The sequence below is a fragment of the Micromonospora sp. NPDC049359 genome (assembly GCF_044466585.1).
Taxonomy (GTDB): Bacteria; Actinomycetota; Actinomycetes; order Mycobacteriales; family Micromonosporaceae; genus Micromonospora.
In genome coordinates, this window is sequence record NZ_JBITMW010000010.1 from 133,531 (window position 1) to 147,668 (window position 14,138).

The window sequence follows — 14,138 nt, forward strand, 5'->3', positions numbered from 1 at the left end:
CCTGATTGGCGGCTCTTGTCATTCACCACGACTCCATGATCGACGGTGACGGGTTGGGGGGTGGGTTAGCGGCGGCGGGCCAGCAGGACCGCGTCGTGGTGGACCATGTCGTGCGGGCCGGGGCGGGAGCGGGTTGCGGTGGTTTGGACTTGCCAGTGGGTTGGGTCCAGGTCGGCGGCGACGTCCTCGGCGGTGTACATCATGTCCGGCATGTGCATCCGGTGGCTCGACGTCCACAGGTCCATCGGGTGGTGGCCCACGATCAGCAGTGCGCCGCCCGGGGCCACCGCGGCGGCCAGGTGGGCGAACAACTCCCGCCGCTGCGTCGGGGGCAGGTGCATGTACTGCGCGGTCACCAGGTCGTAGGCCTCCTCGGCGGGCGGCTTGTCGCGCAGGTCGGCGTGGAGGAACTCGATCCGGTGACCGACTCCGGCGGCCTCGGCGTGCTCGGCGGCCCGACCCAGGGCGGTGGTCGAGATGTCCACGGCCGTCACCTGCCAACCCCGCTCGGCCAGCCACACCGCGTCGGCGCCCTCACCGCTGCCCACGTCCAGTGCCCGCCCGGGGCTGAGATCGGCGGTCTCGGCGACCAGTTGCGGGTTCGGGCGGCCACTCCACACCGCCGGCTTCGACAGGTACCGCTCCTCCCAGGCCGGCTCCTCGAAGGTCGTGGCGACCAACTGCCGGTACGCGGTCACCGCGTCCCGGGTCTCCTCGGCGATGAGGTCGGCGTTGATCGCCGCCCCGGCCATGAGCCCGGCGGCGGCGGACGTGATGACCTGACCACGCAGGTCGGCCACGTTGCCGGCGACCCAGACGCCCGGCACGGTCGTCGCGCCGGTGGCGTCGGCGGGGATCTGGGTGCCCACCACGTGCCCGCCCATCGTCACCTCCTCCGGAGCGAGACCCAGCCCCACGAGCAGGTCGGCGCGGGGCGACGTGCGGGTGGCGACCACGACGACGTCGAGCGCCACGACGCGGCCGTCGGCGAGCCGGACACCGCTGAGCGCGTCCCCGGTCACCTCGAGCGCGGCGATCGGACCGGGTACCACCGGGATGCTCCGGGCGGCGAGCCGTTCGGCCGTCTCCTCGTCCGGGGTTGGCGCGTCGTGCAGCAGGAGCAGCACGTCGGAGGACCACTGCCGCCACATCTCGGCCTGGTGCACGGCCATCGGCCCGGTCGCCAGGATGCCGATCCGCCGGTCCCGGACCTCCCAGCCGTGGCAGTACGGGCAGTGCAGCACGTCGCGACCCCACCGCTCGGCCACCCCGGGCACGTCGGGCAGCTCGTCGGTGAGCCCGGTGGCCACCAGGAGCCGGCGGGCCCGCACCGCGTCGCCGTCGTCGAGGGCGAGCCGGAAGCCGTCGTCCTCCCTTGTCACGGTACGGACCCGGCCGTCGCGGAACTGCCCGCCGTACCCGGCCACCTCGTCGCGTCCGGCGGCGATCAGCTCGGCCGGCGGCGTCCCCTCCCGGCCCAGGTAGTTGTGCACGCGGTCGGCGGGCGCGTTGCGCGGCTCCCCCGAGTCGATCACCAGCACCGACCGCCGCGCGCGGCTCAGCGCCAGAGCGCCGCTGAGCCCGGCCGCGCCACCGCCCACCACCACCACGTCGTACGTCTCGTCCACCGGAATGTCTCCCTCTTCGTCGGTTGAGCCCACCATCCGTCGCCGCCACCAGGATGGCAAGTATCGTTGCCGTTATGGCAAACGACGACAACGCCGCGCTGGCCGCCGTCGGCCCCCGGTTGCGGGCTCTGCGCCACCAGCGCGGCACCACGCTGACCCAGCTCGCCGACCTGACCGGCATCTCGGTGAGCACCCTGTCCCGGCTCGAGTCCGGCAGCCGGCGGCCCACCCTGGAGCTGCTGCTTCCGCTGGCCCGCGCCTACCAGGTGGCCCTGGACGAGCTGGTGGACGCCCCGGCCACCGGCGACCCCCGCGTTCGCCCCAAGCCGATCGTGATCCACGGCGTGACGCACCTGCCGCTGACCCGCCGTCCGGGCGGCCTGCAGGCGTTCAAGCAGATCTTCCCGCCGGATCCGACCGCCGGGGGACGAACCCCGCAGGTCCACGAGGGGTACGAGTGGCTGTACGTGCTCTCGGGTCGACTGCGCCTGGTGCTCGGTGACCGCGACCTGATCCTGACGCACGGGGAGGTCGCCGAGTTCGACACCCGCATCCCGCACCTGATCATGAACCCCGGGCCGGGCACCGCCGAGGCGCTCAGCCTCTTCGGGCCGCAGGGGGAGCGGCTGCACGTCCGCGCCCGCCCCGCCGCGTCCGACGAACGATGATCATCACGACATCGGCGATGTCGCGGTTTCCCTGCCAGCTGAACACCCCGACATCGGCGACCTCGGGTCGATCATGCGTAGGTCCGAACAGCTCAGCGGGGTGCGGCCAACGGCGGCGTCGACGACCCGAAGGCGGTCAGGAACCGGTCGCGGAAGGAGTCCATCGGCCACACCGGCGCCTGTGGACCCGGCCGCAGGCCGTCCTGCCAGCCCCACCCGGTGATCTGTTCGAGGACCTTCGGGTCCCGGGCGACGATCGTGATCGGCACGTCCCGGCTCGCGCCCTCGCCGGTCACCACCGGAGCGGGCTGGTGGTCGCCCAGGAAGACCAGCACCAGATCGTCGTCGCCGTAGGTCTGCACGTAGGAGATCAGCGACTGGAGCGAGTAGGCGATCGCCTGCCGGTAGCCGGCCCGTACCCGGCCGGTGTCCCGGTCGTCCTTACCGCCGTCCTTCGCCCCGGCGTCGCCGTGGTAGACCGAGCCGTCGCCGACCGCGTCCCAGCCGATCATGCGGGGCACCGCCGTCCACGGCGAGTGGCTGGAGATCAGCGGGATCTCCGCCATGATCGGACGGTCCGCGTCGGCGCGCACGTGCCGCTGGAAGAAGGACAGCGTGTACTGGTCGGGCATCGGCGCGTAGGCGAACTTCGGGCCCCGGTAGCCGAGCGCCTCGGTGTCGTAGTAGCGGTCGTACGAGAAGAAGTCCTTCTCCAGCCAGGGTTGGGTCGCCGCCGGCAGCACCCCGACGGTCTGCCAGCCGGCCCGGCGGAACGCGCCGTTGAGGGTGAGCCGGTCGCTGGCCAGCAGACTGCGGTGCCGCTGCTCGTTGTCCGTCCACAGACCCGACAGCAGGGTGTCGTGCGCCAACCAACTACCGCCGCCGAACGTGGGGGAGGTGAGAAAGCCGCTGCGTGAGCCGTACCCGGCAGCGCGCAGGCTCGCGGTCCCGGCGTCCAGCACCTCGTTGACCTGCGGCGCCAACTCCGGGTCCTCGACGGCGTCGCGCCCATAGCTCTCCACGAAGGCCAGGACGACGTCCTTGCCGCGCAACCCGGTCAGCAACTGCTCGCCCGGGGCGTCCTGGAACGGGTCGGCGTCGATCTGGGCGGTGAACCGGCTCCCGTCGTGCAGCCGCGCGTCCACCTGCTCGGCGTGCGCGCCCACCAGCGCGGTGGTCCCGGCGTCGGCCACCGGCACACCCGGGACGATCCGCGCCCCGGCGACGGCGCAGACCACCCAGACGACCGTCAGCGCGGCCACCGCCCGCGTCGCCGTCCGCTCGTGGTCCACCAGCAGCGACGCCAGCCGCCGCAGTGCCACGGTCACCACGACCAGCAGCGCTCCGATCAGCAGCACGACGCCGACCAGCGCGCCGAGCGCGCCGACCCGCCCCGCCGAGTCCCGGACGAAGCCGAACGCGTCGTCCAGCAACAGCCAGTCCAGCACCAGGTCGAACGGGCGGTCGAGGGCCGTGCGGAACCCCAGGTCGGCGAGTTTCACGATGGCCAGCAGGCCGAGCAGCGGCCCGAGCACGGCCACCACCATCCGTCGTGGTCGCGCCGGCAGCGCCAGCAGCAGCGCGGCCACCAGCAGACCCTCCAACGGGATCCGCACGAGCGCGCCGGGGGTCAGCTCACCGAGGCGGTCCGGTCCGACCAGGACCACGTACACCAGCAGGACCGCCAGCACCGTGCCCGCCCCCCGCAGCGCCCGCCGCGCCGGGCCGCGCGACGCGGGCGACACCACGGGAGTACGACCAGCGGCGTCGCCGGTCGACGCGGAGCGCCCGCGCAACCGGTCGGCGAGCCGGCGTCGCCGAGGTGCGAGGGTCATCGGGGCCTCCAGTCGGAGTGGACCGTACCGCCGGAGCGCGCCGCCAGCGCGGGCCGGGGCACCGGGAGCGTCGGCGTGGGCACCGGCAGCAGCGGGCGAGCCGGCCGGGGCGCCGGGCGGCGACGCCACAGCCAGGCCACGTCCCGGCCGAACGACTCGACCAGCAGCGCCAACGCCGCCACCAGGACCAGCGTGGTCCACGGCTCCGGCAGCGCCCGCGCGGCCGCCACCGTCAACAGCACTCCCTGGGCGGCGGCCACCACCTTGCGCCAGAAGCGCGGCGGCAACGTGCCCCGCAGCCAGGGCAGGACCGCGCTCGCCGCGACGAAGGCGTACCGCATCGCGCCGATGGCCAGCACCCAACTTCCGGCCGCCGGGGCGACGTAGACGCTGAGGACCAGGATGAGGAACGCGTCGACCTCCATGTCGAAGCGCGCCCCCAGGGCGCTGGCGGTGCCGGTGCGCCGGGCGACCTGGCCGTCCACGGCGTCCAGCAGCAGGGCCACCGCGCTCAACGCGACCAGCAGCCCCACCGGCGTCGGGCGGTCGAACGAGTCCACGACCAGCGCGGTGACCGCGCCGACCAGGACGCCCCGGGCCAACGTCACCCGGTCGGCGGGGCCGAGGCGGGACGCGCCGGACAGGTGCAGGCCCCGGCTCAACGCGAGACAGGTGACCGCCGCGTAGCCGACGCCGGCCAGCCAACCCGCCGTGTCCAGACCCACGGTGGCGGCCAGCGTCGCCAGCACGACCAGTTGTGCGGTGAGCCCGATCACCGGACCGCTTCGAACTGTGGGCACCGTACCTCCGTGTTTATGATCGACGACCCCGACAGGGAACACGGAAATCAGGGCCGTTCGGTTCGACCGGGACAAAAGGTGAGGTGTACGAGGGTGAACCGCGAGGCGTACGCCTGCTGGGTGCGCGAGCCCGGCGCGGCGGAGATCCGGCCGGTGCCACTGCCCGCCCCGGGCCCCGACGACGTGCTGGTCCGCGCGCGCTACTCCGGGGTCAGCCGGGGCACCGAGACGCTGGTGTTCGCCGGTCGGGTGCCCGCCGACCAGTACGCGGCGATGCGCGCCCCGTTCCAGGAGGGCGACTTCCCCGGCCCGGTCAAGTACGGCTACCTCAGCGTCGGCGTGGTCGAACAGGGCCCGCCGGAACTGCTCGGGCGTACGGTGTTCTGCCTGCACCCGCACCAGAGCGCGTACGTCGTTCCGGCGACCGCCGTGGTGCCGGTGCCCGACGACGTGCCGCCCGCCCGCGCCGTGCTCGCCGGCACGGTGGAGACCGCCGTGAACGCCCTGTGGGACGCCGCGCCCCTGCTCGGCGACCGGGTCAGCGTGATCGGCGCGGGCATGGTGGGCTGCTGCGTCGCGGCGCTGGTGGCGCGGTTCCCCGGTGTGGACGTCGAGCTGGTCGACACCGACGCCCGCCGGGCCGGGGTGGCCGGGGCGCTCGGCGTCCGGTTCGCCCGACCCGCCGACGCGACCGGCGACCGGGACCTGGTGGTGCACGCCAGCGCCACGTCCGCCGGCCTGCAACAGGCGCTGGACCTGCTCGCGCCCGAGGGCACGGTGGTCGAGCTGAGCTGGTACGGCGACCGCCAGGTGCAGGTGTCCCTCGGTGGGGCGTTCCACTCCGGACGGCTCACCGTGCGCAGCAGCCAGGTCGGCATGGTCGCGCCCGCGCGGCGCGGTCGTCGCAGTTACACCGACCGGTTGGCGCTGGCCCTGGATCTGCTCGACGACCCGGCGTTCGACGCGCTGATCACCGGCGCGTCCCGGTTCACGGAGCTACCCGACGTACTCGCCCGACTGAGTTCGGGTGACCTGCCCGCGCTCTGCCACCTCATCACCTACGACGACGGGGAGTGACCATGTTCAGCGTGACCGTTCGGGATCACATGATGATCGCCCACAGTTTCCGGGGCGAGGTGTTCGGCCCGGCTCAGCGCCTGCACGGGGCGACGTTCGTGGTGGACGCGACGTTCCGCCGGCCCGACCTGGACGCCGACGGCATCGTCGTGGACATCGGCCTCGCCACCGAGCAGCTCCGGGCCGTGGTGGGGGAGCTGTCCTACCGCAACCTCGACGACGAGCCCGCCTTCGCCGGCATGAACACCACCACGGAGGTGCTCGCCCGTACCGTCGCCGACCGACTGGCCGAGCGGGTACACGCCGGCGACCTGGGGGCCGGTGCCCGGGAGCTGGCCGGTATCACCGTCACCCTGCACGAGTCACACGTCGCCTGGGCCAGCTACGAGCGGTCGCTGTGACCGACGCGGGCCGGCCGCCGCCGGCCCACGCCCCCGACGCCGCGCGCCGACGTACGGTGCACGTCGTCCTGCCGGGGGACATCGACGACCCGGGCACGCCCAGCGGTGGCAACACGTACGACCGGCGGGTCTGCGCCGGGCTCGCCGAGCGTGGGTGGACGGTGCACGAGCACCCGGTACCCGGCGCGTGGCCGCACCCCGACCCGGCCGACCGGGCAGCGCTGGCCCGGCTGCTCGCCACCACGGCGGACGACGCCGTGGTGCTCGTCGACGGCCTGATCGCCTCGACGGTGCCGGAGCTGCTCGCCCCGCACGCGACCCGGCTGCGCCTCGTCCCGCTGGTGCACATGCCGCTCGACGACGAGGCCGAGGGTCGTGCGCTGGCCACCGCCAGCGCCGTCGTCACCACCAGCGGGTGGACCCGCCGCCGGCTGCTGGCCCGCCATGCGTTGCCCGCCGAGCGCGTCCACGTCGCGCCGCCCGGGGTGACGCCCGCTCCGGTGACGAATCCCGGCAGCGCAACCGGTGACCGGTTGCTCTGCGTCGCCGCGGTCACCCGTCACAAGGGTCACGACCTGCTGGTCGACGCCCTGTGCGTGCTGGCCGAGACGCCGTGGACGCTGGTCTGCGCCGGCACCCTGACCCGGGAACCCGAGCTGGTGTGCCAGCTGCGCGACCGGCTCGCCGGCGCCGGCCTGGCGGAACGGGTCCGACTGGCCGGCCCGCTGACCGGCCCGGCGCTCGACGCCGCGTACGCCGCCGCCGACCTGCTGGTCCTGCCCTCGCGGGGCGAGACGTACGGGATGGTCGTCACCGAGGCCCTCGCGCGTGGCGTACCGGTGCTGGGCACCGACGTGGGGGGCCTGCCCGAGGCGCTGGGTCGCGCCCCCGACGGCGTCGTGCCCGGTCTGCTGGTCCCGCCGGACGATCCGGCCGCCCTGGCCGGCGCGCTGAGCCGGTGGCTGGGCGACGACGAACTGCGGTCCCGGCTGCGGCGCGCCGCGCTCGCCCGCCGCGACACCCTGTCCGACTGGCCGGTGACGACCGCGCGCCTGGCCACCGTGCTGGAGGAGGTGACGGGGTGACCGTCGAGGAGACCCTGCCCTTCGCCGACTGGCTGCGTCTGCGGGAGCCGGCCGACGCGGCGGCCCGCGCCGACGACCTGCTGGACGCCGTCCGACCCCGACTGGCCGGCCACGACCCGGTCGTGATCCACGACCTGGGCAGCGGCACCGGTTCGATGAGCCGCTGGCTCGCCGCCCGGCTCAGCGGACCGCAGCGGTGGGTGCTGCACGACCGGGACGCCGACCTGCTGGCCCGCGCCGCCGACAGCATGGCCGGGGTGACCGCCGCCGACGGAGCGCCGGTCACCGTGCACACCCGCTGCGGCGACCTGACCCGGCTCACCGCCGCCGACCTGTCCGACGGCGCGCTGGTCACCGCGTCCGCGCTGCTGGACATGTTGACCGCCGAGGAGGTCGAGCGGGTGGTCACGGCCTGTGTGGACGCCGGCCGCCCCGCCCTGTTCGCGGTCTCGGTGACCGGACGGGTCCGGCTCACTCCCGAGGACCCGCTCGACGCCGCGGTCGAGGAGGCGTTCAACGCGCACCAGCGGCGTACCGTCGACGGCCGTCGGTTGCTCGGCCCGGACGCCGCCGCCGTCACCGCCGCCGCATTCGCCCGGCGGGGCGTGCCCGTGGTCGAGCGGCCCAGCCCGTGGCGACTCGGCCCCCAGCAGGCCGACCTGGCCGCCGAGTGGTTCCGGGGCTGGCTGGGCGCGGCCTGCGAGCAGCGGCCCGACCTGGCCGGCCCGGCCGACGCGTACGCCCGACGTCGGCTGGCCGAGGCGGCGGCCGGCCGGCTGGGCGTGGTGGTCGAGCACCGGGACCTGCTGGCCGGTGGATGAACCATCCACACCCTGGGTACGTGCACTAAGAGAGTGGACGATCTTCAGGGAGGACCGGCGTCGATGGTGTGGGCCTGGGCACGAGTGGTCGGCGGGGTGGGCCTGCTCGCCGTCCTGCTGTGGCAGGTGGGCGGCGGCGCGTTCCTCGCCGGCGTACGGCTGATCGACGCCCCGGCGCTGGCCGCGGCCCTGCTCATCGGCGCGCTCACCACGGTCTGCGCCGCGTGGCGGTGGAGTCTCGTCGCCGGTGGCCTGGGCGTGCGGCTGCCGCTGGCGACCGCGGTGGCGCACTGCTACCGGGCCGTGTTCCTCAACGCCACCCTGCCCGGCGGGATGCTCGGGGACGTGCACCGGGCGGTGCGCCACGGCCGCGACGCCGGCGACGTCAGCCGGGGTATCCGCGCGGTGGTCTGGGAACGTGCCGCCGGTCAGGTGGTGCTGGTGGGCGTCGCCCTGGTCGTGCTCGCGGCGTTCCCGTCCCCGGTGCGTCCGTACCTGCCGGCCACCGCCGCGCTGCTCGTGGCGGTCGGACTGGCCGCCGTACTCCTGGCTCGGTTGTTGCCCGGTACCGGCCGGTCCCGGTGGGCGCGTGGCGTGCGAACCGCCGTCGCCGACGTGCGGACCGGACTGCTGGGCCGGCGGACCTGGCTCGGCGTGCTGGTCGCCTCCGCCGTGATGGTCGCCGGTCACCTGGCCACCTTCCTGGTGGCGGCCCGGACCGCCGGATCCGACGCGCCGCTGACGAGGTTGCTGCCCCTGACCCTGCTCGCCCTGCTGGCCATGGGCCTGCCCCTGAACGTCGCGGGCTTCGGCCCCCGCGAGGGGGTGGCCGCCTGGGTGTTCGGCGCGGCCGGTCTCAGCGCCTCCGAGGGTGTCGCCACCGCCACCGTCTACGGCGCGCTCGTGCTGGTGGCCAGCCTGCCCGGCGCGGCCGTGCTGCTCGCCCGACGGGCCCGTGAACCCACCGCCGCTCGGGAAGCCGCCTCGCCCGGCGGCTGTTGATTCAGTGGTGAAACGGTACGCGTCGCCGCCGTCCCGCGGCGCCGGACGAAGGAGTCCCATGCCCGAAGCACTGCCCGTCGCCACGGTCCGTACGCAGGTCACGGTGCCGTTGGCGTTCCCCGACGGCTACACCACCACCGTCCGGGTGTTCACGTTCAAAGGTCTGGTCGACGGTCGCGAACACCTCGCCCTCGGCCTGGGCGACTGGGCCGGCGCGCTGGACCGGCTCACCGCCGGTGGGGAGCCGCCGCTGGTCCGCCCGCACAGCGAGTGCCTGACCGGGGACGTGTTCGGCAGCCAGCGCTGCGACTGCGGGCCGCAACTGCGGGAGGCGGTGCAGCGGATCGCCGAGACCGGCGGGTTCCTGCTCTACCTGCGTCAGGAGGGCCGGGGCATCGGCCTGTACGCGAAGCTCGACGCGTACGCCCTTCAGGATGCCGGCCTGGACACCTACCAGGCCAACGTGGCGCTGGGCCGAGGCGAGGACGAACGCGACTACACCGCCGCCGCGCAGATGCTGGCCACGCTCGACGTGCCGCGCGTACGCCTGCTCAGCAGCAACCCCGACAAGGCCGAACAGTTGACCCGGCTGGGTGTCGACGTCGTGGAACGCGTCCCCACCAGCGTCTTCCTCTCCCCGGCCAACGCCGACTACCTGGCGGCGAAGGCCGCCAAGGCGGCCGAGGCAGAGGCGGCCGAGGCAGCGGCCGAGGCCGCAGCGGCCGAGGAGCGGGCGGGCCGCACCCCTGACCGGCCCGTCTCCCGGTGAGCTGCCGGCCGGCGTCGCCACGGCCCTACGTGCTGCTGAGCTGCGCCACCTCCATCGACGGATACATCGACGACACCTCCGACCAGCGTCTGTTGCTGTCCAACGAGGACGACCTCGACCGCGTCGACGCGGTCCGGGCCGGCTGTGACGCGATCCTGGTCGGTGCCGCCACCGTCCGCCGTGACGACCCCCGCCTGCTGGTGCGATCGGCGGCGCGGCGGACCGAACGGGTGGCGTGCGGCCAGCCCGCCTCGCCGGTCAAGGTGACGCTGACGGCGCGCGGGGACCTCGACCCGACCGCGCGGTTCTTCACCGCGGGCGACTCCACCCGGCTGGTCTACTGCGCCAGCGGCGCCCTGGACAAGACCCGGGAGCGGGTCGGCGAGCTGGCCACCGTCATCGACGGGGGAGAGCCGGTCGACCTCGGCTGGGTCCTGGCCGACCTGGCGGCGCGGGGGGTGCGCCGCCTGATGGTCGAGGGTGGCGGGACGGTCCACGCCCAGTTCCTCACCGCCGGCCTCGCCGACGAGCTGCACCTGGTCGTCGCCCCGTTCTTCGTCGGCGACCGTCGGGCGCCACGCTTCGTCGACGAGGGCCGCTTCCCCTGGCATCCGGGCCGCCGGGCCCGACTGGCCGAGACGCGCCAGATCGGCGACGTGGTGTTGCTGCGCTACGCGCTCTCCGAGCGCTGCCCCGACGACTGACGGCGACGCCGCAGCGCGTACGCGAGCGCGCTGAGCAGGAAGAGCGCCCCGCTGAGCGCCAGCCAGCGCAGCAGGTACGGCCGCTGCGTCTGGCCGGTGGCCGCCTCGTGGGTCGTCTCGCCCCAGCGCAGGATGCCGGGTGCGTAGACCAGGAACAGCAGCGCCGTGCCGAGCGCCGGCACCCGCAGGTGGTTGAGCAGCACGACGCGACCGCGTGCCGCCGCGCGCAGCACGCGGTCGACGCTCGCGTACACCGGGAACAGCACCAGGTCGTGCGCGACGACCGCGCCGACGAACCAGAGCAGCATCCGGCCGAACGTCGCCTCGTCGGCGAGGCGTAGCGCCACCCAGCCGGCGAGCACGATCACCGCCGTCACCAGGGCGAGATGCCAGGGCGCCGCGCCGTAGGCCGCCCGCGGCCGAGCGGTGCGCTCAGTCATCGGTCCGCTCCCGGAAGTCGATCTCGGCGACCCACTTGGTGCAGTGCACGCCGGGCAGGGCGGGCACGATGACCCGGGCCGGATAGCCGTGGTCGGGGGAGAGGTCGACGTCGTTGACCCGCAACGCCAGCAGCGAGTCGGGATCGAGGACCTGGTTGGCCGCGAGCACCGCCGTGCGGAACAGCCCGGCCTGCTCCAGCGACGACACCCGCGCCGAGACCGGGTCGGGAACGCCGGCGAGCGCGGCCAGGTCACGAAGACGTACGCCGGTCCACCTCTGCCGGGTCGACCAGCCCTCCACGCAGGCGATGGGCAGCGCGGCCGTGTGCTGGGTCAGGGCCAGCAGGCCGGGCCGGTCCAGGGTCACCGTTCGCCCACCGCCGCGCAGCGTCAGTCGCCAGCTCGCGTCGGTCTGCTCGGGACGTACGCCGGCGGCGGCGACGGTGCGGTTGACCGGGAAGCCGTTCGGCCCGGTGCCGGGCTGTCGCCCCCGAGGCAGCAGCAGCGCGGTACGCCGCAGTGGACCGTCCAGGCTCTCCCCGATGGTCAGTACGGCCAGCAGCAGCGCGCCGCCGCCCACCAGGGCCACCGCCCCACGCCGGCTGACCGTGGCCGGGCCCGGTTCGGTCGCGACCAGGCCGTCCGGGTCGGGTGGTTCGGGTCGCGTGTCGGCGCGCGTGGTCCGCAGCTCGGTGCCCGGCGGGCGGGACCGTAGCGCGGTCACCAACCGGGGAAACTTGATGATCACGTGCGCCACGAAGGCCGCCGTGAAGATCCACGCGCCGAAGTAGTGGGCGGTGTAGAAGTCGAAGCCGAACACGTACGAGTACTGGATGTTGAGCAGGCCGGTGGCGATCTGGAACAGGATCCCGCCGACCAGCAGCAGCAGGGTGAGCCGTTCCAGCACCTGCGCCACCGAGCGGGCCGGCGGCCAGGCGAACAGCTTCGGCAGCACCGACCACAGCTTGCCCAGCACCACCGGGACGAGCACGATCCCGAGCGTCACGTGCAGGCCCTGGGTGACCCGGAACAGCCAGGACGGCCGCGTGGGCCAGTCGAAGACCGGCAGCCGCAGCCAGCCGACGTCCTGCGGGAACGCCTGGTCGAAGCGGGGGCCGTAGGCGGCGTAGTCGAGCAGCCCCGTGATGATCACCAGTGGTAGCGCCACCAGCAGCGCCGAACCGTAGACGGCGGTGAGCCAGGGACCGCGCAACGGACTGCGCCAGGCGCGTTCGGCCGCGTCCACACCCGGCGGACGATGCCGGGCCAGTCCCCGCCAGAGCCCGCGCGGCGCGCCGTAGCCGTCCGCGTCCGACACCGGGGCCCCGCTGTCGCCCGGGCCGGGCCTTGCTCCTGGCACTCGCTGTTCCCTCCTGGTCCTCACATCCCGCCGTCGTCGGCCCGCCGGGCGCGAGCGCCGGTGGCGGGCACTGCCGGCAGGTTAGACCGCAGGGGTACGACGCAGCGGGGTTTACCGCATTACCGAACGCTTACCGGGCCATCGTGGCCGGCCGAGCTGTTGCGAACTCCTTACGGCTGCGCCGAACCGGCCCGTCGGACGCCCGACCGGCCCTACCGTGTCCGACATGCGCGTACTGGTCACCGGCGCGGCCGGGTTCATCGGGTCGCAGGTCGTCGACCTGCTCGTCGAGCAGGGCCACGAGGTGGTGGCGCTGGACGCGCTGCTGCCCCAGGCGCACGGCGGGGAGCTGCCTGCCTGGTCACGTGAGCACCAGGTGGTGCGCGGCGACGTCCGGGATGGCGCCCTGCTGGATCGCCTGCTGCCCGGTGTGGACGTGGTCTGTCACCAGGCGGCGATGGTCGGCCACGGCCTGGACCCGTCGGACGGCCCCGACTACGTCACGCACAACGACTACGGCACGGCCGTGCTGCTGGCCGCCCTGCACCGGGCGGGAATCGGCCGGCTGGTGCTGGCCAGCTCGATGGTGGTGTACGGCGAGGGGCGCTACGCCTGCCCCGAGCACGCCACGGTGCGCCCCGCGCCACGGCGACCCGAGGACGTGGCGGCCGGCCGGTACGACCCGACCTGCCCCCGCTGTGGTCGGGGCCTCGACCCGGTGCTCGTGCCCGAGGACGCGCCGCTGGAGCCGCGCAGCACGTACGCCGCCAGCAAGCTCGCGCAGGAACACCTGGCCGCCGCCTGGGCCCGACAGACCGGTGGGACGGTGTGGGCGCTGCGCTACCACAACGTCTACGGCCCTCGGATGCCCCGCGACACCCCGTACGCCGGAGTAGCGTCCATCTTCCGGTCGGCGCTGGCGGCCGGCATGGCCCCGCGCGTGCTGGAGGACGGCCGGCAACGGCGGGACTTCGTGCACGTCACCGACGTGGCGCGGGCCAACCTGCTGGCGCTCACCCGCGACCTGCCACCGGCCACCCTCGTACCGGTGAACGTGTGCTCGGGCGAGCCGCACACCGTTGGGGAGCTGGCGGTCGCCCTGGCCGAGGCGATGGGCGGACCGGCCCCGCAGGTCGTGGGCGGGGCACGCGCGGCCGACGTGCGGCACGTGGTCGCCGACCCGCGCCGTGCCGCGGAACTGCTCGGCTACACCGCCCGGGTCGGCTTCGCCGACGGCGTGGCCGGCTTCGCCACCGACCCGCTCCGCGAACCAGCCGCCATAGCAGGCTGACCCCGCCCCTAACCCCCACCCCCGCCCCGCCCGGCGTGCGCCGATCTTGCACTTTCTGCTGCGACAGATGTGGGCACATAGTCCATATCGACAACCGAAACCGCAAGATCGACGCGTCAAGGGGGCGGGGAGCGCGTTGTCGCTCCTATGGGCGTGATGACTGTGGGGCATCTTGATGCCTCACAGTCATCACGCCCACAGGAGTGGCCGGTCCCGCGTTGGCCGTGGCCCGGCGCGCCGGGCCACCGCCCGCCTAC

General features: G+C 74.3%; 14 protein-coding genes. 9 read left to right on the forward strand and 5 right to left on the reverse strand.

Translation table 11 applies throughout. The annotated features are described in order from the left end of the window. Nucleotides 1-65 precede the first annotated feature (65 nt). Nucleotides 66-1,628: an FAD-dependent oxidoreductase gene (locus ACIBTX_RS22795; RefSeq protein WP_396832969.1), complete on the reverse strand. Its 1,563-nt coding sequence runs from the start codon at nucleotides 1,626-1,628 to the stop codon at nucleotides 66-68. 74 nt (nucleotides 1,629-1,702) lie between these two features. Here ACIBTX_RS22795 and ACIBTX_RS22800 point away from each other — a divergent pair, with 74 nt between their 5' ends. After that, the gene (locus ACIBTX_RS22800; RefSeq protein ID WP_357117773.1) at nucleotides 1,703-2,296 is read left to right on the forward strand and encodes an XRE family transcriptional regulator; all 594 of its coding nucleotides are present in this window, start codon (nucleotides 1,703-1,705) and stop codon (nucleotides 2,294-2,296) included. A gap of 92 nt (nucleotides 2,297-2,388) precedes the next feature. On the opposite strand, the gene ACIBTX_RS22805 is transcribed toward ACIBTX_RS22800, so the two are convergent. Beyond that, the gene (locus tag ACIBTX_RS22805; protein WP_396832970.1) at nucleotides 2,389-4,131 is read right to left on the reverse strand and encodes a sulfatase-like hydrolase/transferase; all 1,743 of its coding nucleotides are present in this window, start codon (nucleotides 4,129-4,131) and stop codon (nucleotides 2,389-2,391) included. Further along, nucleotides 4,128-4,931 carry a CDP-alcohol phosphatidyltransferase family protein gene (locus ACIBTX_RS22810; protein ID WP_396832971.1) on the reverse strand — a complete coding sequence of 268 codons (804 nt, stop codon included), beginning with the start codon at nucleotides 4,929-4,931 and terminating at the stop codon, nucleotides 4,128-4,130. The genes ACIBTX_RS22805 and ACIBTX_RS22810 overlap by 4 nt, the downstream gene beginning before the upstream one ends. A 93-nt stretch (nucleotides 4,932-5,024) precedes the next feature. On the opposite strand from ACIBTX_RS22810, the gene ACIBTX_RS22815 reads away from it, so the two are divergent. The 7 genes from ACIBTX_RS22815 (at nucleotide 5,025) to ACIBTX_RS22845 (ending at nucleotide 10,790) form a co-directional block, all read left to right on the forward strand. Next, a complete protein-coding gene (locus tag ACIBTX_RS22815) occupies nucleotides 5,025-6,008 on the forward strand; it encodes a dehydrogenase (RefSeq protein ID WP_357169589.1) in 984 nt (327 codons plus the stop codon). A gap of 2 nt (nucleotides 6,009-6,010) precedes the next feature. After that, nucleotides 6,011-6,409: a 6-carboxytetrahydropterin synthase gene (locus ACIBTX_RS22820; RefSeq protein WP_357169592.1), complete on the forward strand. Its 399-nt coding sequence runs from the start codon at nucleotides 6,011-6,013 to the stop codon at nucleotides 6,407-6,409. Beyond that, nucleotides 6,406-7,494, forward strand: a complete 1,089-nt coding sequence (locus ACIBTX_RS22825; protein WP_357169595.1) for a glycosyltransferase family 4 protein — start codon at nucleotides 6,406-6,408, stop codon at nucleotides 7,492-7,494. Before ACIBTX_RS22820 ends, ACIBTX_RS22825 begins: the two co-directional genes overlap by 4 nt. Beyond that, nucleotides 7,491-8,315 carry a class I SAM-dependent methyltransferase gene (locus ACIBTX_RS22830; protein WP_357169598.1) on the forward strand — a complete coding sequence of 275 codons (825 nt, stop codon included), beginning with the start codon at nucleotides 7,491-7,493 and terminating at the stop codon, nucleotides 8,313-8,315. Before ACIBTX_RS22825 ends, ACIBTX_RS22830 begins: the two co-directional genes overlap by 4 nt. A gap of 63 nt (nucleotides 8,316-8,378) precedes the next feature. Further along, nucleotides 8,379-9,317, forward strand: coding sequence for a lysylphosphatidylglycerol synthase transmembrane domain-containing protein (locus ACIBTX_RS22835; RefSeq protein ID WP_357119382.1), 939 nt, complete (start codon nucleotides 8,379-8,381; stop codon nucleotides 9,315-9,317). A gap of 58 nt (nucleotides 9,318-9,375) precedes the next feature. Beyond that, on the forward strand, nucleotides 9,376-10,086 hold the full coding sequence (ribA, locus tag ACIBTX_RS22840; protein ID WP_357117794.1) for a GTP cyclohydrolase II: 711 nt from the start codon (nucleotides 9,376-9,378) through the stop codon (nucleotides 10,084-10,086). After that, nucleotides 10,083-10,790 carry a dihydrofolate reductase family protein gene (locus ACIBTX_RS22845; RefSeq protein ID WP_357169601.1) on the forward strand — a complete coding sequence of 236 codons (708 nt, stop codon included), beginning with the start codon at nucleotides 10,083-10,085 and terminating at the stop codon, nucleotides 10,788-10,790. Before ribA ends, ACIBTX_RS22845 begins: the two co-directional genes overlap by 4 nt. Here ACIBTX_RS22845 and ACIBTX_RS22850 read toward each other — a convergent pair. After that, a complete protein-coding gene (locus tag ACIBTX_RS22850) occupies nucleotides 10,757-11,230 on the reverse strand; it encodes a hypothetical protein (RefSeq protein WP_357169604.1) in 474 nt (157 codons plus the stop codon). The two genes, ACIBTX_RS22845 and ACIBTX_RS22850, sit on opposite strands and share 34 nt — an antisense overlap. Next, the gene (locus tag ACIBTX_RS22855; protein ID WP_396832972.1) at nucleotides 11,223-12,590 is read right to left on the reverse strand and encodes a molybdopterin-dependent oxidoreductase; all 1,368 of its coding nucleotides are present in this window, start codon (nucleotides 12,588-12,590) and stop codon (nucleotides 11,223-11,225) included. Before ACIBTX_RS22855 ends, ACIBTX_RS22850 begins: the two co-directional genes overlap by 8 nt. Nucleotides 12,591-12,816: 226 nt before the next feature. Here ACIBTX_RS22855 and ACIBTX_RS22860 point away from each other — a divergent pair, with 226 nt between their 5' ends. Continuing rightward, the gene (locus tag ACIBTX_RS22860) at nucleotides 12,817-13,881 is read left to right on the forward strand and encodes an NAD-dependent epimerase/dehydratase family protein (RefSeq protein WP_357117807.1); all 1,065 of its coding nucleotides are present in this window, start codon (nucleotides 12,817-12,819) and stop codon (nucleotides 13,879-13,881) included. Nucleotides 13,882-14,138: the final 257 nt, after the last annotated feature.

Coding starts and splice junctions, on each gene's coding strand:
- ACIBTX_RS22800 (WP_357117773.1), top strand. CDS start 1,703: ATGGCAAACGACGACAACGCCGCGCTGGCCGCCGTCGGCCCCCGGTTG.
- ACIBTX_RS22805 (WP_396832970.1), bottom strand. CDS start 4,131: ATGACCCTCGCACCTCGGCGACGCCGGCTCGCCGACCGGTTGCGCGGG.
- ACIBTX_RS22820 (WP_357169592.1), top strand. CDS start 6,011: ATGTTCAGCGTGACCGTTCGGGATCACATGATGATCGCCCACAGTTTC.
- ACIBTX_RS22835 (WP_357119382.1), top strand. CDS start 8,379: ATGGTGTGGGCCTGGGCACGAGTGGTCGGCGGGGTGGGCCTGCTCGCC.
- ribA (WP_357117794.1), top strand. CDS start 9,376: ATGCCCGAAGCACTGCCCGTCGCCACGGTCCGTACGCAGGTCACGGTG.
- ACIBTX_RS22850 (WP_357169604.1), bottom strand. CDS start 11,230: ATGACTGAGCGCACCGCTCGGCCGCGGGCGGCCTACGGCGCGGCGCCC.
- ACIBTX_RS22860 (WP_357117807.1), top strand. CDS start 12,817: ATGCGCGTACTGGTCACCGGCGCGGCCGGGTTCATCGGGTCGCAGGTC.